Origin of the sequence: Pueribacillus sp. YX66 (assembly GCF_041725775.1) — a bacterium.
Lineage (GTDB): Bacteria > Bacillota > Bacilli > Bacillales > UBA6769 > Pueribacillus.
This window is the reverse complement of record NZ_JBEUEL010000024.1, coordinates 24204-46936: the sequence shown is the minus strand read 5'-3', so window position 1 is coordinate 46936 and position 22733 is coordinate 24204. Positions and strand designations below refer to the sequence as shown.

Here is a 22733-nt window from a genome sequence, read left to right as displayed (position 1 = left end):
ACTTGTTTTCCCATCTCTGGATCAGGAATAGCCTCATAATCACGTTTCTTAATAATATCTTTAGGGATGTTATATTCCTTACGAAGATTTCTAACGTAGGACCTAACGGTACTTTCAGACACTTCTAATTCTGGGAATCTCTCTTTCAACCAATCTTCGACCTGAGAAGCTTTCATGTCTGGATGTTCTCGAAGCCAAGACAATATTAACTTTTTATACGGATCAAGTTTTTTCTTTCTTGTTTTAGTAGAATCAATCCATTCAGCCATTTCTTTTGGACTTTTATCTAAATAGCGATACAGTGTAGGTCTTGAAATTCCTAATTTTTTTGCTATAGAAGTTTTTGTAAATCCCTGTTCTAATAATTGACGAATCTGAATATACACTTCAAACTTGTCCACCTTTCTAAAACCTCCATCACCACTACCATAGTTGTTCTACTATTGAATATACCAGTGATGGAGATGTATTTTAATAGAATTGGTTGGGTAAGAAGGGGGGATTTTCAGCCCCTTCCAAATAAGAAGTGTAAAATCTTATTTATCTAAAACTGTTAATTATATTTTATCGGTTAGAGCTTTTCTCGGTTTTGTATAACATAACTTTATTTTCCCTCTATCGCGCTATCGATTGCTATCCTAAGTGGAATTCGTAAAATTCTAAAAAGCAAACAAACCGTAACGAATTAAGGGGAATAGGAAACTATTTTAAATAATCATTTTCCTATCATTGAAGAGTTAGCTGTCTCTAAGCTTATTGAACTTTTTTTCTCCAATTGATGGAGTTATGGTTGGCGTATCCATAGAAAATTACGAACAGTTTGCTTCACTTTATGGATTCTATTTTGAGAATCATTATCTGACCGTATTATTTTAATTTTCTGGGTTTTCTTTATTCCTATACATGCCTCGCTTTTTTATTTGAAATACTTTTCGATTGGATTCGATTGCCACCAAAGCTCCTCATCTCTAATGTAATCCTAATAGTTTAAGAAATACGTGCGGAGCGTGCGCACCTTTTCAATTTTTATACCGCGGATATTTTCAGTATTTGTATATCCTTCTGTTCATTCAGCTTTATTTTTGCGTTCAGCTTTTGCTTTTCCATAAGCGAAACTAAACATAACGAAGAAAAAGTGAAGAAGATGTAACTGATGAAAAGATGAATGAAGATTAAAGCATAAATTATTTAAGATGAAGAACGAAAAAAGGCCTACAAGTAAAAGACTTTGTCAACATAGGGTTTGCTCTTGCAACGGGATCCATTTTATTTAAAAGCATTTTTTCAAAAATGTGGAATTTAATGAGGTAAAATCAAGGAGAATGCCCAATAACCTAAAACAAGCGGATTAATTTACACTTTTTGTAAAATGATAAAAGAAATTAGTTCCTCTCATTTTTATTCGTATTTAATATTATAGAGAAAGAACAATATAAGAGGGTGGGTATTAGATGGACTTTACGACGTTAACTCGATTATTACCGGAAGAAAAAACGAAGCACTGGATGAATCAAGAAGCTCATCTATATGAAAAAGGTGAATATATGCTTTCGCCTGGTGAGAGTGCGATCTATGTCATATTGAAAGGAACAGCGCAAATTTTTCAACTCCATCCAGACGGAAAGGAATGTGTCATTGATATAGCAAGTAAAGGCGAGTGTATCGGATTAATTGAATTTATTTCGGAGCGTGAACCTCAACGTTTTGTTAGAGCAATGACACCGGTTAGAGCAGTGGTGCTTCCAAAAAAAGAAGTGAAGCAGATGATTAAATCTTCTTCTGAGGTTGCTTTACAACTTTTACGTTATACAGCGAATAAGTTAGAAGAGACATTTGATATATTACAGCAAGTAGCTTATGGAAAAGTAGAGGAAAGATTATTGTTCACGCTGAAAAAACTTGCAATTAAGAATGAGGATTCAGCAAAAACCTATTATGAAATCCCTTTATTTTTAACCCATAAAGATTTAGCAGGAATGATTGGTTCGACAAGAGAAACAGTCACGTTTTTAATAAATAAACTTTTGAATGAAGGAGAGTTAATTCAAAGAAATCAAACTCTTCTGGTGAAGAAAGACTAATTCTCCAAATGTCCTATGTCTTTCATCAAATCATGTAAGCTAGATTACATCCTCAAATTTTATACGCTGATATGATGGACGTATCAACGTTAAGGAGGAACATAATAATGAACGGTATCAATCTGTCAAAAGTGGAAGAAACAGTTCAAGCTATCCAGAAAGATCCACAGTTGAAATTAAGAAAATGGTATGCAAGTGCGAAATGGCTCGACGGTGTGAAAAACGAAGTAAGAATTAGAGAGTTTGTTCCATTTATTACCGATGAGCCGGAGCCATTGGGCGGGACGGATAAAGGAAGTAACCCAGTGGAAAACTTAATTGCCGCTGCATTAAGTTGCTTTATTATTACATTTGAAGTGCTGGCAACACAGGCACGTATTACGTTGAAGCAAGTAGAAGCAGAAATTGAAGCAGATTTAAATGTCGCTGTATTTTTAGGTCTTGAAGAAGGGAATGGTGGCATTATTAATCCAAAAATTAAACTTAATGCTGTCACCTCCGGATCTGAGGAAGAAGTTCGGCAGATTGCTGAAACTGCACTTGGTAAATCACCTGTCCTTACGAGTCTTAAAGCAAGTGTACAACTTGTTTAATTAAATTAATAATGTAAAGAAGCTGAATCATATGGGGCTGATAGACCTTTGGTTCAGCTTTTTGCATTTCAAGAAATGTATTAATCTGGGCTCTTAATTCAGGATATGCGTTCATCAATTTTAGATAAAGTCAAAATTAAATCTATTTCATATTAGTCTCTTTTTTCATGTATTGCAAAAAAGAAATAGCGACTACATTTCCTGGCATTCTCAATTACTTCTAAATCAATTGAAAATATTAGACTGTATTTTTTAAGAAATAAAAGGTAACATAAGGTTTAAATATTGTCTTTGAAGAGAAAAATAGAAGTGAATATGTATTGAAATGATTGAAGACGTTCTATTACATTAAATATAGATATTATACTATGATTCATTTATATTACAATATGTATAAGAAATGCTTTTCATACAACGTTCAAATTTATTTAGGCATTAAACTTGAATTAAATAAAAATATCTATATAATAATAATTACAACATTATAATAACTATATTATGATGTTGATATAAAATAACAAATGATTATTTAGGAGGAAAGATACTTATGTCACTAATCGGAAAAGAAGTAGAACCATTTACGCTTCAAGCATTTCGTCAAGGTGAGTTTGTCGAGGTAACGGAAGAAGATTTTAAAGGCAAGTGGAGTGTGCTTGTTTTTTACCCAGCAGACTTTACTTTTGTTTGCCCAACTGAACTAGAAGACCTTCAAAATGAATATGCAACATTAAAAGAACTTGGAGTTGAAGCGTACTCATGTTCAACAGATACACACTTTACACATAAAGCATGGCATGACACTTCAGAAGCAATCAGTAAGATTGAATATACAATGATCGGAGATCCTGCGCAAAAGCTCACTCGTATGTTCGACGTTCTTGATGAAGAGTCTGGGCTCGCGAACCGCGGTACATTCATTATCGATCCAGACGGTGTTATTCAAGCGGTTGAAATTAATGCGGAAGGCATTGGTCGTGATGCAAGTATTCTTGTTAATAAAATTAAGGCAGCTCAATATGTACGAAACAATCCGGGTGAAGTTTGTCCTGCAAAATGGGAGGAAGGCGGAGAAACTCTTAAGCCTAGCCTTGATTTAGTAGGTAAAATTTAAGAGATAGTATTCAAGGAGTTGGTAACTCATGTTAGATGCAGATTTAAAAGCGCAGCTCTCCCAGTATCTTGAAATGATGGAGGGAGATGTGCTCCTTAAAGTGAGTGCGGGTACTGATAAAGTATCTAAAGATATGCTATCTCTTATTGATGAACTCGCTACACTTTCATCAAAGATTAAAGTTGAGAATACTGAACTTGAAAGAACACCTAGCTTTAGTGTAAACCGAATGGATGAAGACACCGGCATCGTTTTTGCTGGTGTCCCGCTCGGTGAAGAGTTTACGTCACTTGTTTTAGCTCTGTTGCAAGTAAGTGGTAGAGCTCCTAAAGTGGATCAAAATGTGATTGACCAAATCAAAAACCTTGAAGGTGATTATCACTTTGAAACATATGTGAGCTTGTCTTGCCACAACTGTCCAGTCGTTGTACAAGCATTAAACGTCATGAGTGTGCTAAACCCGAACATTTCTCATACGATGATTGACGGAGCGGTGTTCAAAGAAGAAGCTGAAAGTAAGGATGTTATGGGTGTCCCAACAATCTACCTTAACGGAGAAGTGTTTGGAAATGGACGTATGTCCGTAGAAGAAATTCTCGCAAAGCTAGGTAATGCTCCTGATGCATCAGAATTTGAAAATAAAGATCCATTCGATGTTCTCGTTGTTGGCGGTGGACCTGCTGGTGCAAGTGCAGCCATTTACGCAGCACGGAAAGGTGTGCGCACAGGTATTATTGCAGAGCGTTTTGGTGGACAAATTATGGATACACTTGGTATTGAAAATTTCATTAGCGTAAAGCATACAGAAGGTCCAAAACTTGCTGCTAGTCTTGAAGAACATGTAAAAGAATATGACGTTGACATTATGAATTTACAGCGTGCGAAACGTTTAGAAAAAAAGGCTCTTTTTGAAGTTGAATTAGAAAATGGAGCCGTTCTGAAAAGTAAAACAGTTATTCTTTCAACCGGTGCTCGCTGGCGCAATGTAGGGGTACCAGGTGAAAAAGAGTTCAAAAATAAAGGTGTAGCTTACTGTCCACACTGTGACGGGCCAATTTTTGAAGGAAAACATGTTGCCGTTATCGGTGGTGGAAACTCTGGGATTGAAGCAGCGATTGATTTGGCAGGGATTGTTAAGCACGTCACTGTAATTGAATTTATGCCAGAATTAAAAGCTGACGAAGTTCTACAAGAGTCTCTATACAAACTGCCTAACGTGACGGTTATTAAAAATGCTCAAACGAAGGAAATTACGGGTACGGATAAAGTAAACGGTATCACATATATCGATAGAGCAACGGAGGAAGAACACCATATCGAATTAGAAGGTGTATTTGTACAAATTGGTCTCGTTCCGAACACGGAGTGGTTAGAAGGTACAGTCGAACGAAACCGCTTTGGTGAGATTATTATAGATAAAAATGGTGCGACAAGTCTGCCAGGCGTATTTGCTGCAGGTGACTGTGCGGATACAGCTTATAAACAAATCATTATTTCCATGGGATCAGGTGCAACAGCAGCTTTAGGTGCATTCGATCATTTAATTCGAAATTAATAAAAAGCTACAATGACAAAACGTATGAAGTCATTGTAGCTTTTTTAAGTAGGAGTGCGAATTTGTGATATTCGCTCATATAAATTGTTAACTATGGTGTAACTTACGTACAAACAGTTGCTAGTATTTTTTGGATATCATAAATGCTATCATCTTTATGAAATTGCTTGTCAATTGCTGGGTTTTCAGCACTCGATATCCAAACTTTTAACTCTGCATCAAAATTAAAACGGCCAGCGGTTTCAACGCTGAAATGGGAAATGCTTTTGTAAGGATATGAATGATATTCGACTTTTTTCCCCGTTAAGCCTTGCTTGTCGACGAGAGTTAATCGTTTATCAGTGAATGCGATTAAGTCACGAATAAGTTTAAAAGCTGTTTCGACTTCTTCTTGTTCCGTTAAAATCGGTTTTAATTCTTTTTTGACTTCCTCTTTGTTCACATTCGATGCATTACCTAATAATCCGTCAAATAATCCGATGTCATTATCCCCTTTTCAGGATAATTTGTTCTCATCTGACAGTTTATTTATAAATGATTTTTAAAAAGTGTCTACTGACAGCCCATCTAGCTTTGAGTTTGCTCCTTCTTGATCGTCATATATGGGTATTTTTGTGAAGTTGTTTCAATGTTTGGCACTTTTTGTAATTAGAGTTCAATCATCTCTCACTTCGTTTAACCGCGAGTGTGGGAAAGTGATGCTCATTTAGGTTGTTTTTTAGCTGTAGGTTTGATTTTGAGGTTTTAACTGTTCACTGTACTTTTAGTCCGAAGCGATCCAAATTTTTACTTAAAATCATACTATATCAGTTTTGTCGAATTAGCAAAGTGTATTTTCCAAAAATCATCATATTTCGCGCATGAAGGTTCTTGTAAAATAAAAACCAGAATAGCCTGGTTTTAAAACTTATAATCTAAAGATTTGTTTGCGAGGTTGACGTCATTTTGAAGAAGTTTTTGCAAGTGATATGCAGGATAAAAGCTTTTTGCATGCATGTAGCGAAAGACTCGGGCGTGGGTGTCGATAGCTCGAAGCAGTTGTTTTGTCAGTATTTGACGTAAGGCGGGTGTTGCTGTTTCTGTAATTGCAATTGCATAATTTCGCACAGATGTTTTTGCAAGACCTAACAAGTCACCAGCATAGAACGGTATGATAGCTTCCTGTTTGTTCGCTGATCGTTCTTCGGCTTGTGGAGCTAACGGGTAAAACGTTAGTAATTCTGTGATGTTTTTACTTAGCCCTCTTATAGCATGCCGATATACATTTTTTAATTGTGCATCATGAATAGAGCGGTACGCTTGTTTCAACCTCATCAGTCCGTTTGATTGAAAGGCGACTAATTCATGTATTTCTAATGTTTCGTGCCAAGCAAGATGTTGACGTTTCGCTTGGACATAATTTGCTTCCATTGTCATTCCCCCTCGAAAAATTGTCATAATACTGTATTCAACGAAAGAAATTGGGTGAATGACCTATTTTTAATAAGTTCACGAATATGGAAGTTTATGTTTTTATTGCTACTGTTTTTGTTTTGCATAATGACCGTTTGCCATACTAGCAATGAGATGTGCCTGTGACGAACAAAAATAGAAAGCTAACGACCAGTGTTACAAGAGAAGTATATTCGTTTGATCTTTTAAAACGATGAAGTGGCAACCAGAATAACAGGATAGCAGTGAGCGTATCTTAAATGTTTACATAGACTTGCATCATTGTGTAAAAAACGGAAAAAAAAAGAGATTTTTCGCAGTATAACGAAAAATCTCTTTTAAGCTTGTTTTAGTTATCGTTTGTAATCACCATAACAACGCGACGATTTTTGCTCTTGCCTTCTTCTGTTTTGTTTGAAGCAATGGGTTCGTATTCACCGTATCCGACCGCTTTAAATCGTTCGGGTTGCAATTCATGCGTTTCAACTAAATAACGAATGACCTCGTTCGCACGTGCTGTTGATAAGTCCCAATTGGACGGAAAACGTACGGTTGAGATGGGGCGGTTGTCAGTATGTCCTTCAACTTCGATTGAATTTGAAATGTCCGCTAATAATGGCGCCATATCATCTAAAAATGCAATTGCTTCATCAAGTAATTCAGCTTGACCAGATGGGAATAACATCACTTCCGGAAGAACGACTTCAATCCCTTTTTCTGTCGGTGTCACCGTCAGTTTATCTTCAAGTTTATGTTCAGTTGCATACGTATCGACGTAATTTAAAATCTCTTGAATATTTTCTTCGCGTTCAAGCATTTCTGCAAATTGTTCTTCTAAATCTTTTGGTACAATTGCGCCCTCTCCGCCATTCGAACCTTCGTCCATCATCGAGTGTTTTTGAAACGAACCCATGACAGATTTAAACTTCTCTACATCGGTTTCAGAATAGGAGTAGAGAAGAACGAAAAGGACGAGGATGACAAGTAACATATCAGCGAATGTAATGAGCCAAGGCTGATGATTTTTTTTCAACTCAAACTTGTCTTTCTTCATGTGGATCGTCTCCTATTGTTCCTTCAGCCACAATCGAATCATAGACACTTTCTGTAAGAAACAGATGGAGCTTGTCTCTTAGCATAGCAGGTCCTTCTTCATTACTAATGCTAATTAACGCATCGATAATGACTTCTTTCAAAAATACTTCTTCTTCTGTTAGTAACTGCAATTTATTTGCAATCGGATTGAAGACGAGGTTAGCAAGCAACACACCATAAAATGTTGTAATTAATGCAATCGCAATCGCTGGACCGAGCTCATGAGGGTTATTTAATTGTTGCAACATGAGAACAAGACCGATGATTGTCCCTACCATTCCCCATGCGGGAGAAAGTTCGCCAGCTTTTGTAATCATCTGCTGACCACGTGCATGTCGTTTTCGCATCGCGTCAATATCCATGTTCATGATTTTTCGAATCATGTCTTCGTCGTATCCATCAATGACGAGGCGAAGCCCTCTTTTTATAAACGGATCTGCCGTTCGTTCCATTTCTTTTTCTAGCCCGACGACGATCCCATCTGTTCTTGACGTCCGCGATAAATGGACGAGCGTATTAATAAAATCTTGAATTGGAATTTCTTTGCGACGGAATGTCGTATGTAATACTTTAAACATGTTTTTTATTTCATTGGCCCCGAATCCAACAAATAACGAAGCAAATAAACCGCCAACAACGATGAAAAAGGATGATAAACTAATAAATACAAGAACGCCATCATATCCACCCGCAAAATAAATCGCTAAAAATATTACCGCAACTCCTAACAAAATACCAATGGGGGTTAATATATCTTTTCTAAACATGTTGCACCTTCTTTCTGAGATAGGAAAATAGACTCTATTATTCATATCGGTAAAAAAGCAACTTTTTAAATTAAAAAATGTGAATAAAATGGGCACCCTCAAATGACTGAAAAGTCAAACGAATTAGTTTTTTAATAAAGTGTCAAAACGTTCAATTTTTACCCTTAAACATTTTGAAGTGAGGTCGATATATACATAAGGAATGAAATTAATATTTACAAAAAACAGATCATTAAAGGTCGTTTTTTTATGGAGTTTAAATAGGTTAAAAGTATGATGATGAAAGGTTTAAAAGGATAAATTTATACAAGCATGCGCAGTATATAGGTATTTTGTTGTGTTTATAACAACGGTCAATCTAATTTATATACGAATGAATAACCGTGTAGATGGAAGACGAGAACTTCAACGAGATATAGCATGTATCAGCGAGTCCATTGCGTTTCCAAAGTACACATAGAATCAAGTCAGAGCCTATGATTTACGTGCGAATGGAAATGATGAGTATGCCTCTGTTCGAAAAACCGTTACGCACGGTTTTAAGAAAAATATTAATTACGTAAAATTTAGGAGAGTGTGAAAGCATGTTGATGTTGAAACGTCTGTCAATCAAAACGAAGCTTATTATGACGTCACTGTTACTCGTCGTCATCCCACTCGTCGTTGTTGGCTTTTTAAGCTATAACTCTAGTAAAACTCACTTAGACGAGCTTGGCGCTACGAATTTAAAAAATAGCGTTAAAATGACTGTCGAATTGATAGAAGCGTTAAACAGTGAGGTTGAAAAAGGAAACCTCTCACTTGAGGATGCACAGGAAAAAGTAAAGGTAGCAATTTTAGGTGAGAAAGCTACTGATGGGACAAGGCCGATTAATGACCAGTTGGAATTAGGGGAAAACGGCTATGTATTTATCATTGATGAAAATGGAAATCAGGTGGCACATCCGAATATCGAAGGAGAAAACCATTGGGAAACAGAAGATTCGAATGGAGAGAAGTTTGTCCAAAACTTTATACAGGTTGGACAAAGTGGAGGTGGCATCGTGTACTACGATTGGTCACTTCCAGGTACGGAAGATCAAATTGAACCAAAAGTGACATACTCTGAAGCCGATCCGCATTGGGGCTGGATCGTGAATGCGAGTACATACATGCTGGATTTTAATGAAGATGCGAAAGAAGTGCTAACGTCCGTCATCATAACGATTGGGATTGCGATCATCGTTTCTATTATGATCATTTGGATTGTCGCATCAAGAATTGCAAACCCAATTAATGAAGTTGCAGACCAAATGCACGAACTTGCAGATGGAGATTTAACTCGTGAGCCAATCAAAGTTAGAGTACAAGATGAAATTGGCAAGCTTGCGCAAGCGATGAATAATATGCAATCAGGAATGAAAGACACCATTTACAACGTTGCCAATGCATCGGAAAGAATTTCGAGTCAAAGTGAAGAATTTACTCAATCCGCAAATGAAGTACGCGAAGGGAGCGAACAAATCGCAGCGACGATGCAGGAGTTGACGACTGGGGCTGAATCGCAAGCAAATAGTGCTACGACATTAATGGAGATGATGGAAACATTTAACTCGAAAGTATTGAATGCGAATCGTGATGGAGAAGAAATTGCCGAAACATCAAGGCGAGTATTACAGATGTCTGCGGAAGGCAATACGCTAATGACTAAATCTGTTTCACAAATGGAGCACATTCATCAACAAGTAAGTGAAGCTGTTAATGACGTGAAAGGATTAGACGGACAAACACGAGAAATTTCACAGCTCGTTCAAGTCATTCAAGAAATTGCGTCACAAACAAATTTGCTTTCATTAAACGCAGCGATCGAAGCGGCTAGAGCGGGTGAACATGGCAAAGGCTTTGCTGTTGTTGCGGATGAAGTTCGTAAATTATCAGAGCAAGTTGCTGAATCTGTCGAACAAATTACGACGATTGTGAACGGGATTTTACAAGGTTCAGATAAAGTCGTAGCATCACTAGAATCAAGCTATGAAGAAGTCCAGCGTGGAACAGAACAAATTCAAGAGACGGGTAAAACATTCACGAATATTAATAAAGCAGTGACAAACGTCGTCGAACGGATTCAAAACATTTCTGCTAACTTATTAGATTTAACGAAAAATAGCGGAGACATGAATCGTTCGATTGAAGAAGTAGCTTCCGTCGCTGAGGAAACAGCAGCAGGTGTCGAAGAGACGGCAGCGGCATCTCAGCAATCGAGCAGTGCAATGGATGAAATCGCGAAAAACGCTGTCGATTTAGCTACACTCGCTGAGCAATTAAATACACAAGTTCAAAATTTCAAACTATAAAACAATAGTTTTTTTTTACTATATTATGAAATTTCTGTTGAAACTAGTAAATAAGTCCTTTATACTAGCTTTATATAAGGCTAATTTACTAATCACGAAAAGAAAATACTGTGATTTTTCATGCATATGGATGAAAGGGCAAACTATTCCGAAAGGATAGGACGCAAAGTCTAGAGTCTAATGTCTTAATGGCGATGATTGTCGGGCTACCAAACATATTATCCAGGGTTTGGATAATTTGGCTACTCTACATATGTAGGTAGCTTATTTTTATAGGTAGAGACAAACAAGTTCATAAGAGACGTCATGAAAAAGGATGAACAGTAGACGATCGATTAGTTAATAGGTTTTTTTGCAATTGTTATTAAACCATTGATTAGGAGTGGTAGTATTGCAAACGAATCAGTATATTGAAGTGTTTCTTGAAGAAAGTCGAGAACATTTACAAGCGATAAACGATCATCTGCTTAACTTTGAAAAAAATCCCGAAGACAAGTCGATTGTGAATGAAATGTTTCGCTCTGCCCACACTTTAAAAGGGATGGCGGCTACGATGGGTTTTGAAAGTATTTCAAATCTAACTCATAAAATGGAAAACGTGTTTGACCAGTTACGCGAAGGTGAAATTGAGATCATTGATGATGTAGAAGTGATTGATCTTCTATTAGAGGTGACTGAGGTCATTGAAGAAATGGTTGATCAAATTAGTCGGGGGGAAGACGGTAAAAAGGATGTCTCCCACTTAATCACCCGTCTTGAACAAATTAGCGAAATTCGTGCGAATCAACCTAAAAAAACCATTGGTGATGGACATACAACAGTAATGGACCTTGATGAATATCAAAGTACGATTGTGTCGCTTTCAAGTGAACAAGGATATCGTGCTTATCATGTCACTGTCAAGCTAAGTGAGACATGTGTGTTAAAGTTTGCGCGCGTCTACATGGTTTTTGATGCTTTAGAAGATATGGGAGAAGTCATTAAATCAATCCCTCCTGTTGAAGATCTTGAAGAGGAACGATTTGAGTGGGATTTTTCTGTTGCGTACATATCAAAAGAGCAGGATGAAGTGATTGAGGAGCGATTATTAAAAGTCGCTGAAGTCGAAACGGTGCAAATTACCGCATTAACAGTTGAAAATGCAAAAAATACGATTAAACCCGAACAGAAAGGAAAAGCAGATGTATCTGCAACTCGAAAATCGAATGCCTTTTCGAATACGCTCAGAGTAAACAGCGAGCGTGTTGATCGGCTGATGAATCTATTTGAAGAACTCGTCATCGATCGAGGCCGCCTAGAAGATGTCTCATTGCGAATTAACGATAATGAACTAATGGAAACGGTTGAAAACATTTCACGAATTTCACGCGAAATGCAAAGCATGCTACTTACGATTCGTATGGTCCCGATTGAGCATGTGTTTAACCGATTTCCAAGAATGGTAAGAGGGATGGCAAAAGAGCTCAATAAACAAATTGCTCTTGAAATGAACGGGATTGACACTGAGATCGATCGGTCTGTCATCGATGTTATCGTTGATCCGCTCGTACATTTAATTCGTAATTCGATCGACCATGGTATTGAAACTCCGGATGTTAGAAAAAAACATGGCAAACAGCCAGAAGGTAAAATCATTTTACAAGCCTATCAAATAGGAAACAACATCTGTATTGAAATTAAAGACGATGGTGCTGGGATTAATCGAGAAAAAGTTGTAAAAAAGGCAATTGAAAAAGAACTTCTTAATAAAGAGCAAGTGGCGGCCATGTCAGAAGAAGAAATTAATTCGATCATTTTTATGCCTGGTTTCAGTACGGCGGACCAAGTGTCTGATTTATCAGGTCGTGGCGTTGGACTCGATGTTGTTAAAACGAAAATTCAAAGTTTGCGAGGAAGTATTACTGTTGAATCGAAGATTGGGGAAGGAAGCACGTTTTCTATACAGCTTCCATTAACGTTATCGATCTTATCGACGTTACTCGTACAAGTCGATCAAGAGATTTATGCGATTCCGCTTGCATCGGTTTCAGAAACGATTCTATTAAAAGCAGAGCAAATGATGAACGCACATGGGAAAAAAGTGATTGACTATCGAGGAAAAGTCATTCCGCTCGTTTTTTTAAAGGATGTGTATAAGCAGTCACAACAGAAAAATAAAGTGACACAAAATGAATATGCGATCGTCGTCATTCAGGATGGAGAGAAAATGCTCGGTTTAGTAGTCGACACGTTTTTAGGTCAACGTGAAGTCGTGCTTAAATCGCTAGGCGATTATTTAAAAAATATTTTTGCGATTTCTGGTGCAACGATACTCGGGAATGGAAAAGTTGCTTTAATTGTCGATCCAAATGCTCTGTTACATTAATAGGAGGGGTCCGGAGTGGAGCAAGAGAAATATATAATTTTTGATTTACATGAGGTTGAATACGGGATAAACGTACAATACGTATTATCGATTGAGCGGATTCAAGAGATAACCGAAGTGCCACGGACACCGAAATTTGTTAAAGGTGTCATTAATTTACGCGGTGAGATTATCCCGATCATTGACCTCAAAGAGCGGTTACACCTATCTGAAACTAAGTACACTGACCAAACCCGTGTTTTAATTGTTGCAGTCGATACGATTCAAGTCGGTCTGATTGTCGATGCAGCTACAGATGTCATGGACATTCAACATGATGACATTGAAAGCGTTTCTGAGAGTATAGGCGACATCGATGAAGAGTGCTTGGTCGGCGTTACAAAGCGAAATGAAAGATTAGTTGTTTTGCTTAGTTTAGAACATATTTTACAACGTGATACATTTGAAGAATCGACGAGTATCAAAAGATGAGGAGGAAGAATGAGACTCAATGGCACGGATTTTAATTACAGATGATGCAGCGTTTATGCGCATGCAACTGAAAGATATTTTTACAAAACTAGGTCATGAAGTCGTTGGTGAAGCTGAAAATGGAATTGTATCCATTGATAAGTATAAAGAATTAAAGCCTGATCTTGTCACGATGGATATTACGATGCCCGAGATGAATGGAGTCGAAGCGGTAAAACAGATCAAAGCAATTGATCCAAACGCAATCATCGTCATGGTTTCAGCAATGGGGCAACAAGAAATGGTTATCGAAGCGATTCAAGCGGGCGCTAAAGACTTTATCGTTAAACCTTTTACACAAGATCGAATTCAAGAAGCATTAGACAAAATATTTTAACAAAAAAGAGGTCAACATCATGATATTTAAAAACAGAAAAATGGTACGAATGAATGAATTGGTAGCAGAAAGTAAACATTTAGTCGGTATGATAAATGAAAATCCGCATACACGACTCCAAGTATCTTCGCAAGCTTCAATAGATGAGAAAAAAGTTGCCACTCACGTGAATGAGGTGTTGTCAAGAGTAGTAAAATCAGCAGAAGATGCTGAACTTCGGTTAGAGTTAGTGTCGAAAGCGATCAAAGTCGGTTTATGGGATATGACGGTCATTGCGGGTGACCCCGTTAATCCAGACAATGAATTTATTTGGTCGAATGAGTTTCGACGTATGCTCGGGTACACGGACGAACATGATTTTCCGAATGTGCTAGATAGCTGGGCATCGAGATTACATCCAGAGGATCAAGAAAGAGCACTTGCTGCTCTTAGCAACCATTTAACTGATTACACAGGAAAAACACCGTATGAGCTTGAATATCGCTTGAAACTGAAAAACGGCGAATATCGATGGTTCAAAGCGAATGGAACGACGACACGTAATAAAGACGGAGTTCCGTTACGAATTGTAGGAGCTCTTTTTGACATTCATGATGAAAAAGTTAAAGCAGAACAATTACAGTTTTTAGTCGAACGATATGATTTGATCAGTCAATGTTTAATCGAGGCCCCGTGGGATATGAGGATTACCGATGGGGATATAGATAATGCAGAAATATGGTTTTCACCTCAATATCGAAAAGCTTTAGGCTATCAAGATGAGAATGATTTTCCGAATGCATCCGATAGTTTAAACAGCATCCTGCATCCTGAAGATGCAGAAAGTATGTTAAGTGCATTTTCGCAACATCTGTCCGACTATACAGGTCAAACAAAATTTGATGTTGATTATCGACTTCGATTAAAAAGCGGCGAGTACCGTTGGTTTCGTAGTCGATGTGAGACGAAACGAGATGAGAACGGAGTCCCTCTTCATGTCGCTGGAACATTGAGTGACGTCACACTTGAGAAAAACAAAGAAAATATCGTCAAAGAATTGACTGAAAAAATGGCAGAACTTTCGACTTCTATTCAAGAAATGACGCAAGGAATTGAATCGGTATCGTCGCATGCTCAAGAACTTGCTTCAGCTCAAGAGCAGTCTACAGAAGCCGCAAATCAAGCGAAAGCAAGTACTGATGAAACGAAAAATGTTTCTCAGTTTATTCGTGAAATTGCGGAACAAACGAATCTTTTAGGATTAAATGCAGCAATTGAAGCGGCTCGTGCAGGTGAGCAAGGTCGTGGATTCGGCGTTGTTGCTGACGAAGTTCGAAAGCTAGCGGCAAATAGTGCAAGTGCAACAGGGAATATAGAACAAAGTTTGAATGAAATGAATCAACTGATCGATGAGATTTTACTTCAGATTAGTAATATGTCAACGATGACCGAGACACAAGCCGCTTTAACGGAAGAATTAAATGCATCGATCGAAGAAATTAATAATATGGCCCAAGCATTAGTAGATTTCGCGAAAACGATGTAAAGTGTTTTACTTACAGGAGTGAGTGGAATGTTGACTTTACAAGATATTCAAAATATTGTCAATGCTGTGCTCGAAGAAACCGATAAAAACGATGAATTTAGAGAATTTGCTTTAGTCAATATGGACGAGGCAATCGATTTTATCGTGAGACGTGATTTTTCATTTGAGATGCAAAAACGGTATGAACAGACAGTAACAGTTTATCGGAGATTGAACTTGCACAAAACAGGAAAGATAGATTCAAAAGGGTTAGCTACACACTTACAATTATCTAGTTTTAAAAAGCCATTATAGTACCTACTTTTGAAAGCGCATAGGAGGAATTTTAACATCATGAATGAGCAGCTGTCATTATTTAAAAAGTGGCATGAGGAAAATACGTTAGTCCATGTCGAAATTGTCATTCAAAAGGTAGGAAGAAAAGGGATATTTGGACGACTGATTAGTATCGATGAAGAGAAAGAATCTATCGTTTTATACGATGTTGATCAAAAAGAAGTGTTATCGTTCATGCTCAATCAAATTGACTCGATTACACCAGCTTCAGGTGATGTCAGTGTAGCAAGTCAATAAAACGGGGTTGCTAGCTGATGAGTCGAAAATCTTTGGAAATCTTCAAGGAGATGTCACGTTATGGGGCTAAACAAAATTAACGTTACAACTTTTATTAAACATAACAAAATCCTCACAATCACACCATTGCTCTTGGTCGTTTTCGTTTTGTTGTTTAGTGCCCCTCTTTACCAATTGGTAGGTGAGGAAAACTATGCCGTTACGCACTTAATTATGGCAATGTTTGTGATTATCGTATCTGCAACGATTACGATCCAAGCATGGATGTTTTTTCGGCATACGTTGTCATGTCATCGCCTTATGCTAGGCTCAATATTTTTATCCGTTACAATCATTGAAATTTGTCACGCCATTACATATAAAGGCATGCCTTTTTTCTTCGTTGAAAGCTCCGCCTACTACGCAACATGGTTTTATATGATTAATCGAATTATTTTAGCCGTTGTGACATTGCTCGTTGTTGTAACAAAAGAAAGAATTGCTTCTCAACGCTATTTGTGGATGTTTTATGGATTTGCTTTACTATATTCTTTCATTTGGATTGCGGTCATTTATTCTCCTGGTCAGATACTCCCTGATTTAGTCATTGATGGTGTTGGAACGACACCGCTCAAAAACGGTTTGCAGTGGTTCGTGATAACGGTACAATTCCTCGTCATATATTTGATTGTAAAAAAACATCAGTTTAGCAAACCTTTTTACAATATGGTTCTGCTAGCGTCGCTTTATTTTATTTTTAGTGATGTTTTTTATTCGGTTTATAGCAGTGTATACGATATGTTTAATTTTATCGGACATATTTTTCAAGTGTTTGCCTCGTATTCTTTATTGAAAGGATTGTACTATTCATCAGTCGAGGAACCATTCCGCAAGCAGAGGCAAGCAGAAGCTAATTTAAAGGAAAACGAAAAGTTTTTACATACGATTACGACGAATATGGGCGAAGGCTTGCTCGTATGCGACGCTGACGGCAAATTAACGTTTATGAATGATGAATCTGAGCGAATGCTCCAATGGACAAAGGACGAGCTAGTGGGTAGAAGTATATGCCGTTTTCTTTTTAATAAACATTCTTCTTATGAGTGTTCACAAACGGTTATGCTAAAAAAAACTGAAAAGTATAAAGTAGAAGAAGATTCGTTTTATCGAAAAGATGGAACTGAAATCCCTGTTTCATACACATTGACCCCATATAAAGAAAATGAAAGGCAAATTGGTTCGATTATCGTTTTTCGTGACATTACAGAGCAAAAAAAGGATAAAGATTTAATTAAATATCTCGCCTATCATGATGAATTAACAAAATTGCCGAATAGTCGCAAATTTAATGAACAATTGCAGAGGGCAATTCACGATTTTGCGACTGAAAAAATTGCCGTTTTACTTGTCGATATCGATCGGTTTAAACATATTAATGATTCTCTTGGACATCAATTCGGCGATAACTTATTAATCGAATTTGCGAAACGTTTGCGTAATGTGATCGATGAAGAGGTGCTGATTTCTCGCTACAAAGGGGATGAATTTACGCTTTTATTAGCTCCGTTACAAGACGAAGAGCATATTCGTGAAATGTGTCAATTGATTGAAGCGAGTTTTAATCAGCCGTTACCCGTACAAGATTTACATTTTACTGTATCGTTAAATTTCGGTGTCGCGATTTATCCGGAACATGGGGGGAATAGTGAGGAGCTCGTGAAAAATGCAAATATAGCGATGCTGCAAGCACTAGAGCAAAACGAAACGTATTTGATGTATCATGCTTCAATGTCAAAGGAGTTTCGCGAGCAACTTGAATTAGAAAGTGATTTGCATCAAGCTTTAGCAGATGAAGAGTTGTTTTTAGTCTATCAACCCCAAGTGAACATCGAAACGATGGAAGTGATTGCATTTGAAGCATTACTTCGCTGGGAACACCCGACGAGAGGACTCATATCTCCAGGGAAATTTATTCCGATTGCTGAACAGAGCGGTCTCATCGTACCGATTGGGGAATGGGTATTAAGACGAGCGTGCGAGCAGTTAAAACGATGGCATGATGAAGGGTATACAAATTTACGAATTGCAGTCAATTTATCCGCTCGCCAACTCTATCAAGAAAGTCTATCAAGTCTCGTTTTAGAAGTTTTGAAAGAGAACGAGCTAGCACCATCGCACTTGGAACTCGAGATTACGGAAAGCATGACAATGATTAACATTAAGCACTCTCTCAAAATACTCCATGAATTGAAAGAAATCGGTGTCCGGATTGCAATCGATGATTTCGGAACGGGCTACTCTTCACTCAGTTATTTAAAACATTTACCATTTGACCGTTTGAAAATAGACCAATCGTTTATTAAAGACTTTGTTTTAAATGAAGATACGAGTGCGATTGTTTCGATGATCGTCGCGATGGCACACCATTTGAATATGGAAGTGATCGCTGAAGGTGTTGAAACGCTACAACAATTAAAAGAATTGCGAAACATCGACTGTATTAAAATCCAAGGCTTTCTTTTCAAAGAGCCGATAAAAACAGAGCAATTTTCTTCTGACATTCACGCATTAGAAGCGAGAATTAAGCGAATTTTAACGGAAGAATTACAAACGATTTAATCCTCAATAATTAGTACATCTATAAAAATATGAGTGCAAAACATAGGTTGTGAATCGGATGATTTACTTTTTACACCGTATGCTTAAATTGAACGGATTAGCCCGTAGGCTATTAGACGAGTTTGCTCGCGTTAAAAGAAGAGAAGTAGGACAAGGATTCTCTGTCGTTACAGATCTCGATCAACATATTATTGAAACGATTCAATCTAATATAATACAAGCGACAAACGCAATGGACTCTAGTGAAAAAGAAGTCAAAGAAGGGATGACGCGCATCGTTGCGGTCGGTGACGTATTCGAGCAAATGATCGACTCGGTTCAAGAAGTTGTTTAAAGAAATTAAGGACTTAGCTACCGTAGCTGAAGAAATGTCATCAATGTCGGAGGAAATTGCGGCGGCATCAAAAGAAATTTCCAGCAGCGCTGAAGTGGCATCAGGAAATACGCAGCAAGTTGCAGCGGTAGCTGAACAGCAATTAGCGACGATGGAAGAAATGAAACGAACGTCGCAATCATTAAGAGAGTTAGTTCAAGAATTAAATGAGCTTATTCGTCAGTTCTGAGTTTCCATAGTTTTGTAGAATCTTAGAATCTCCTCATCTGAGGGAAATGAACAAAGCCTTTGAGGAAAGCCGTAAATTTTTGCGGGCTGAAACTCAAAGGCTTTATAAAGTCATTTTTTAATTTTTGAGAGCTTGAATCTCGTCACGTTCTTCGTCAGTAATTTCGTCGTTTCGTTTCACCGTCCAATTGCCAACCCATTCTTTTATGACAGCTAAGTTTTCTTCACGCTCTTCATCAGTTTCACCTAGATATTCATACATGTTCCCTGGTTTGCCATCTTCTGTATTTTCGCCGTTGTCCAACCTTCTCATGAGAGCACCGGTGTCCTCCCCATCAACATATACCATTAAACTTTCATAGTCATGCATCGGAAGGGGTGAATCTTCCCCGTGACACGTTAAGCAGTTGTTTGCAATCATTTCTTTTACGTCAGCTTCATACGTGACTTCTGCGTTTTCTTTTTCAACGACTTCTGTGTCTTGCTTTATTTTATTACCATTATCATTACCGTTATCGTCACTTGTTTCCGTATTCGAGCAAGCACTTATGAATAGTAGAGCGATCATCGTCATAAGTAGTGACATCCTTGGAAGAGGCAAATTTCTTACTTTGTTACCCATTAGCATATCTCCTTTCATTTCAAAGTCAAGAATTTTCTTGCTATGTCTATTACATCGACTAAATGTACTATTTCTTTAGTTCTATTAAAATTATTCAAAATGTTGTCAGATTTAGGCCAATGGGAAAGGTAATAACGATAAGGGTTTTGGATAATTATCATTTTGTTCAGTGGTGTAGAATTTTTTGAGGTTAGGAATAAAGGCCTATTTAAAGTTGGGTTTGCGTATTTTTGGGACGCGGAATATTCCGTGCGAAAGAAAAGATAACATTGAAGAGAGTTGGGAAATAATTTGAGGTCTACTCTTGATGGTGAGTAATTTTTACTTTGTTTATTTCAGTAGAGTTATCTTTTGATATTTTTTCATTTAATATGTTTATTTCGGCTTCGTGTTCAATCGTTCTTCTTGAAAGTATGTCGAGGATATGATCATGTGAATCTTGAGTCTTTTCAATGCGCTTTACAGTATCTGTAATCTCAACAACAACAACTTGGACAGACGCAATGTTATCTTTTGTCGCCATAACTTCCTTCATATTTCTTTGTTCAACTTCCAGATTTGATATTCTTGTTTCGAGAGTGTCGAACCTACTGTTCATTTGGGATTTTACATCCTGAATTTCAGTTTTTAAACCTTGTGTTTCGGATTTCAGTCCACTTACCTCAGATTTCAAGCCGTTCATATCGGATTTCAGTCCGCTTACCTCAGATTTCAAGCCGTTCATATCGGATTTCAGTCCGCTTACCTTAGATTTCAAGCCGTTCATATCGGATTTTAGTCCACTTACCTCAGACTTCAAGCCATTCATGTCGGATTTCAATCCGTTTACCTCTGTTTTCAGGTCATTCATGTCAGATTCCAGACCATTCACTTTGGCATTCAAGCCTTGAATTTCAGTTAGAATTTGTTGCAAAATTTGTTCGCTCATGTGTGTTACACTCCTTTCAAAATAAAAGTTTATATCGTAGTCTAGTGTAATTGATTAATGATTATTTAATTCGTTTTAATTCACCTTCATGATCAATCGATCTTCTGGAAAGAACGTCAAGTGTACGCTCATGTTCCTCTTGAGTCGTTTCGATGCGTTTCACGATTTCGGAAATTTCAGTAACGGAAACTTGGACAGTGGCAATGTTTTCTTTCATGCCTTTTTGTTCGGTTTCCATGCTTGTCATTTTAACTTCCATGTTTGCCATCCTTGTTTCAAGTGTGTCGAACCTACTGTTCATTTGAGACTTTACATCCTGAATTTCAGTTTTTAAACCTCGAACTTCAGATTCCAAGCCATTTACTTTGGAATTTAACCCGTTTACTTTGGAATTCAACCTACTTACTTCAGATTTCAAACCTTGAATTTCAGTTAAAATCTGTTGCAAAATTTGTTCGTTCATTTTGTTTTCCCCCTTTCTTTTATAAAATCAGTAACTTCTAATTACTTACTATCATATCACGAAAAATAGGGAAGCAAAATAACGACTTGTAGTTTTTTTATCTTACAACCGCATGAAATTAAGAAATCTTCAGCGTTATGTTCAACTCTAAAGGTTCTTTATAAATGAGTGTTCGGTAAAAGGATGAAAAGTCCCACTAATATACTCTCGGAAAATTTTTAAAAAATAACGAAAAAAAATTAAACATTTTCAAAAACGTGTCGATACATGTAAGTGAAGGCAAGAAGAGAGGTGTTTCGGCCGGCATCTTTCTTCGCGTCTACTTCCACAAGGATGTGGAGAAAAACAAAATTTCAAGGAGGAAAAAGAAATGATTATCAATCACAACATTTCAGCTCTTAACGCACACCGTCAACTCGGTGTAAATAACAATGCAGTAGCAAAAAGCTTGGAGAAACTTTCTTCAGGAATGAGAATTAACCGTGCGGGTGACGACGCAGCAGGTCTTGCAATCTCTGAAAAAATGCGGGGTCAAATTCGTGGGTTGGAAATGGCTTCAAAAAATGCTCAAGATGGCATTTCATTAATCCAAACAGCTGAAGGCGCTTTGAATGAAACTCATGCAATTCTCCAACGCATGCGTGAATTAGCAGTACAAGCTGCAAACGATACGAATGAAGATACAGTAGACCGTGCAGCATTACAAGCAGAAGTTGTCGCATTAATCGAAGAAATAGATGGAATTACTGAAAGAACAGAGTTTAACACACAAACATTATTGGATGGCACATTCACGGGTAAAATTTTCCACATCGGTGCAAATAAGGATCAAAACCTAACAGTTTCTATTGATAACATGGATGCGGAATCATTAGGTGTAGGTACTGTCTCAATTGGAACTCAAGCTGATGCTAATAATGCAATTGAAACGATTAATGATGCGCTTAATACAGTGTCAACACAACGATCTGCACTTGGTGCTATTCAAAACCGTCTAGAACACACTATTAACAACCTAGGTGCATCTGCTGAAAACTTAACTGCTGCAGAATCACGTATTCGTGATACTGACATGGCAAAAGAAATGATGGAGTTCACGAAGAACAACATCTTGACTCAAGCAGCACAAGCAATGCTAGCTCAAGCACAGCAAGTTCCTCAAGGAGTATTACAACTTCTTAGGTAATGTTGTGAACGGGCGTCTTATCTGGTAACGGATAAGAGCACAACTGGGTGAATTGCTGGAAATTCCTAAGAGCTTACTCAACCACAACGCAGCTGGAA

Annotated in this window: 23 protein-coding genes, 1 pseudogene and 1 riboswitch; of the genes and pseudogenes, 16 read left to right on the top strand and 8 right to left on the bottom strand. The window is 37.5% G+C overall.

Annotation, left to right across the window (positions count from 1 at the left end; genetic code table 11):
• On the bottom strand, positions 1–401 hold a 401-nt coding region (locus ABU914_RS11185), incomplete at its 3' end, for a helix-turn-helix domain-containing protein (RefSeq protein WP_379669813.1).
• A 1050-nt stretch (positions 402–1451) separates the two neighbouring features.
• On the opposite strand from ABU914_RS11185, the gene ABU914_RS11180 reads away from it, so the two are divergent.
• The 4 genes from ABU914_RS11180 to ahpF all read left to right on the top strand — a co-directional run bounded on the left by ABU914_RS11180 (position 1452) and on the right by ahpF (position 5340).
• Entirely contained in the window at positions 1452–2081 is a 630-nt protein-coding gene (locus ABU914_RS11180) for a Crp/Fnr family transcriptional regulator (protein ID WP_379669812.1), read from the top strand.
• A gap of 107 nt (positions 2082–2188) precedes the next feature.
• Positions 2189–2674 (top strand): OsmC family protein, encoded by a 486-nt coding sequence (locus ABU914_RS11175; RefSeq protein ID WP_379669811.1) that lies wholly within the window; start codon positions 2189–2191, stop codon positions 2672–2674.
• Between the two features lie 547 nt (positions 2675–3221).
• Positions 3222–3785, top strand: coding sequence for an alkyl hydroperoxide reductase subunit C (ahpC, locus tag ABU914_RS11170; protein ID WP_379669810.1), 564 nt, complete (start codon positions 3222–3224; stop codon positions 3783–3785).
• Positions 3786–3813: 28 nt separating this feature from the next.
• The gene (gene ahpF / locus ABU914_RS11165) at positions 3814–5340 is read left to right on the top strand and encodes an alkyl hydroperoxide reductase subunit F (protein WP_379669809.1); all 1527 of its coding nucleotides are present in this window, start codon (positions 3814–3816) and stop codon (positions 5338–5340) included.
• Between the two features lie 103 nt (positions 5341–5443).
• Here ahpF and ABU914_RS11160 read toward each other — a convergent pair whose 3' ends face one another.
• From ABU914_RS11160 to ABU914_RS11145, 4 genes are all read right to left on the bottom strand, one after another.
• Positions 5444–5821, bottom strand: a complete 378-nt coding sequence (locus ABU914_RS11160) for a PH domain-containing protein (RefSeq protein WP_379669816.1) — start codon at positions 5819–5821, stop codon at positions 5444–5446.
• Positions 5822–6240: 419 nt separating this feature from the next.
• Complete coding sequence (locus ABU914_RS11155; RefSeq protein WP_379669808.1) at positions 6241–6750, bottom strand: spore coat protein; 510 nt, start codon at positions 6748–6750, stop codon at positions 6241–6243.
• 370 nt (positions 6751–7120) lie between these two features.
• Positions 7121–7825: an OmpA family protein gene (locus ABU914_RS11150; protein WP_379669807.1), complete on the bottom strand. Its 705-nt coding sequence runs from the start codon at positions 7823–7825 to the stop codon at positions 7121–7123.
• The gene (locus tag ABU914_RS11145; protein ID WP_379669806.1) at positions 7806–8633 is read right to left on the bottom strand and encodes a MotA/TolQ/ExbB proton channel family protein; all 828 of its coding nucleotides are present in this window, start codon (positions 8631–8633) and stop codon (positions 7806–7808) included. Before ABU914_RS11145 ends, ABU914_RS11150 begins: the two co-directional genes overlap by 20 nt.
• Positions 8634–9217: 584 nt before the next feature.
• Here ABU914_RS11145 and ABU914_RS11140 point away from each other — a divergent pair.
• The 11 genes and pseudogenes from ABU914_RS11140 (at position 9218) to ABU914_RS11090 (ending at position 19437) form a co-directional block, all read left to right on the top strand.
• Positions 9218–10966 (top strand): methyl-accepting chemotaxis protein, encoded by a 1749-nt coding sequence (locus ABU914_RS11140; RefSeq protein ID WP_379669805.1) that lies wholly within the window; start codon positions 9218–9220, stop codon positions 10964–10966.
• Positions 10967–11093: 127 nt separating this feature from the next.
• A riboswitch (cyclic di-GMP riboswitch) is annotated at positions 11094–11180 on the top strand.
• A 177-nt stretch (positions 11181–11357) separates the two neighbouring features.
• Positions 11358–13331, top strand: coding sequence for a chemotaxis protein CheA (locus ABU914_RS11135; protein ID WP_379669804.1), 1974 nt, complete (start codon positions 11358–11360; stop codon positions 13329–13331).
• 15 nt (positions 13332–13346) lie between these two features.
• Positions 13347–13802 carry a chemotaxis protein CheW gene (locus ABU914_RS11130; RefSeq protein WP_379669803.1) on the top strand — a complete coding sequence of 152 codons (456 nt, stop codon included), beginning with the start codon at positions 13347–13349 and terminating at the stop codon, positions 13800–13802.
• 19 nt (positions 13803–13821) lie between these two features.
• Positions 13822–14178, top strand: a complete 357-nt coding sequence (locus ABU914_RS11125) for a response regulator (RefSeq protein ID WP_379669802.1) — start codon at positions 13822–13824, stop codon at positions 14176–14178.
• 19 nt (positions 14179–14197) lie between these two features.
• A pseudogene (locus tag ABU914_RS15510) lies at positions 14198–14782 on the top strand (PAS domain-containing protein); the annotation flags it as partial.
• A 75-nt stretch (positions 14783–14857) separates the two neighbouring features.
• A complete protein-coding gene (locus ABU914_RS15505) occupies positions 14858–15703 on the top strand; it encodes a methyl-accepting chemotaxis protein (RefSeq protein ID WP_483880152.1) in 846 nt (281 codons plus the stop codon).
• A 27-nt stretch (positions 15704–15730) separates the two neighbouring features.
• Positions 15731–15997: a hypothetical protein gene (locus tag ABU914_RS11110; RefSeq protein ID WP_379669801.1), complete on the top strand. Its 267-nt coding sequence runs from the start codon at positions 15731–15733 to the stop codon at positions 15995–15997.
• 39 nt (positions 15998–16036) lie between these two features.
• Complete coding sequence (locus ABU914_RS11105; protein WP_379669800.1) at positions 16037–16276, top strand: hypothetical protein; 240 nt, start codon at positions 16037–16039, stop codon at positions 16274–16276.
• Between the two features lie 60 nt (positions 16277–16336).
• Positions 16337–18874, top strand: coding sequence for a bifunctional diguanylate cyclase/phosphodiesterase (locus tag ABU914_RS11100; protein ID WP_379669799.1), 2538 nt, complete (start codon positions 16337–16339; stop codon positions 18872–18874).
• 58 nt (positions 18875–18932) lie between these two features.
• Positions 18933–19208 (top strand): hypothetical protein, encoded by a 276-nt coding sequence (locus tag ABU914_RS11095; protein ID WP_379669798.1) that lies wholly within the window; start codon positions 18933–18935, stop codon positions 19206–19208.
• 43 nt (positions 19209–19251) lie between these two features.
• Positions 19252–19437: a hypothetical protein gene (locus ABU914_RS11090; RefSeq protein ID WP_379669797.1), complete on the top strand. Its 186-nt coding sequence runs from the start codon at positions 19252–19254 to the stop codon at positions 19435–19437.
• Positions 19438–19554: 117 nt separating this feature from the next.
• Here the strand turns inward: ABU914_RS11090 and ABU914_RS11085 are convergent, their stop codons facing one another.
• The 3 genes from ABU914_RS11085 to ABU914_RS11075 all read right to left on the bottom strand — a co-directional run bounded on the left by ABU914_RS11085 (position 19555) and on the right by ABU914_RS11075 (position 21449).
• A complete protein-coding gene (locus tag ABU914_RS11085) occupies positions 19555–20058 on the bottom strand; it encodes a hypothetical protein (RefSeq protein WP_379669796.1) in 504 nt (167 codons plus the stop codon).
• Between the two features lie 298 nt (positions 20059–20356).
• Positions 20357–20986 (bottom strand): hypothetical protein, encoded by a 630-nt coding sequence (locus tag ABU914_RS11080; protein ID WP_379669795.1) that lies wholly within the window; start codon positions 20984–20986, stop codon positions 20357–20359.
• Between the two features lie 61 nt (positions 20987–21047).
• Positions 21048–21449, bottom strand: a complete 402-nt coding sequence (locus tag ABU914_RS11075; protein WP_379669794.1) for a hypothetical protein — start codon at positions 21447–21449, stop codon at positions 21048–21050.
• Positions 21450–21819: 370 nt separating this feature from the next.
• On the opposite strand from ABU914_RS11075, the gene ABU914_RS11070 reads away from it, so the two are divergent.
• Positions 21820–22635: a flagellin N-terminal helical domain-containing protein gene (locus ABU914_RS11070; protein ID WP_379669793.1), complete on the top strand. Its 816-nt coding sequence runs from the start codon at positions 21820–21822 to the stop codon at positions 22633–22635.
• Positions 22636–22733: the final 98 nt, after the last annotated feature.

Coding starts and splice junctions, on each gene's coding strand:
- ABU914_RS11180 (WP_379669812.1), top strand. CDS start 1,452: ATGGACTTTACGACGTTAACTCGATTATTACCGGAAGAAAAAACGAAG.
- ABU914_RS11175 (WP_379669811.1), top strand. CDS start 2,189: ATGAACGGTATCAATCTGTCAAAAGTGGAAGAAACAGTTCAAGCTATC.
- ahpC (WP_379669810.1), top strand. CDS start 3,222: ATGTCACTAATCGGAAAAGAAGTAGAACCATTTACGCTTCAAGCATTT.
- ahpF (WP_379669809.1), top strand. CDS start 3,814: ATGTTAGATGCAGATTTAAAAGCGCAGCTCTCCCAGTATCTTGAAATG.
- ABU914_RS11155 (WP_379669808.1), bottom strand. CDS start 6,750: ATGGAAGCAAATTATGTCCAAGCGAAACGTCAACATCTTGCTTGGCAC.
- ABU914_RS11150 (WP_379669807.1), bottom strand. CDS start 7,825: ATGAAGAAAGACAAGTTTGAGTTGAAAAAAAATCATCAGCCTTGGCTC.
- ABU914_RS11145 (WP_379669806.1), bottom strand. CDS start 8,633: ATGTTTAGAAAAGATATATTAACCCCCATTGGTATTTTGTTAGGAGTT.
- ABU914_RS11140 (WP_379669805.1), top strand. CDS start 9,218: ATGTTGATGTTGAAACGTCTGTCAATCAAAACGAAGCTTATTATGACG.
- ABU914_RS11125 (WP_379669802.1), top strand. CDS start 13,822: ATGGCACGGATTTTAATTACAGATGATGCAGCGTTTATGCGCATGCAA.
- ABU914_RS15505 (WP_483880152.1), top strand. CDS start 14,858: ATGAGGATTACCGATGGGGATATAGATAATGCAGAAATATGGTTTTCA.
- ABU914_RS11110 (WP_379669801.1), top strand. CDS start 15,731: ATGTTGACTTTACAAGATATTCAAAATATTGTCAATGCTGTGCTCGAA.
- ABU914_RS11105 (WP_379669800.1), top strand. CDS start 16,037: ATGAATGAGCAGCTGTCATTATTTAAAAAGTGGCATGAGGAAAATACG.
- ABU914_RS11100 (WP_379669799.1), top strand. CDS start 16,337: ATGGGGCTAAACAAAATTAACGTTACAACTTTTATTAAACATAACAAA.
- ABU914_RS11095 (WP_379669798.1), top strand. CDS start 18,933: ATGATTTACTTTTTACACCGTATGCTTAAATTGAACGGATTAGCCCGT.
- ABU914_RS11090 (WP_379669797.1), top strand. CDS start 19,252: ATGTCGGAGGAAATTGCGGCGGCATCAAAAGAAATTTCCAGCAGCGCT.
- ABU914_RS11085 (WP_379669796.1), bottom strand. CDS start 20,058: ATGGGTAACAAAGTAAGAAATTTGCCTCTTCCAAGGATGTCACTACTT.
- ABU914_RS11080 (WP_379669795.1), bottom strand. CDS start 20,986: ATGAGCGAACAAATTTTGCAACAAATTCTAACTGAAATTCAAGGCTTG.
- ABU914_RS11075 (WP_379669794.1), bottom strand. CDS start 21,449: ATGAACGAACAAATTTTGCAACAGATTTTAACTGAAATTCAAGGTTTG.
- ABU914_RS11070 (WP_379669793.1), top strand. CDS start 21,820: ATGATTATCAATCACAACATTTCAGCTCTTAACGCACACCGTCAACTC.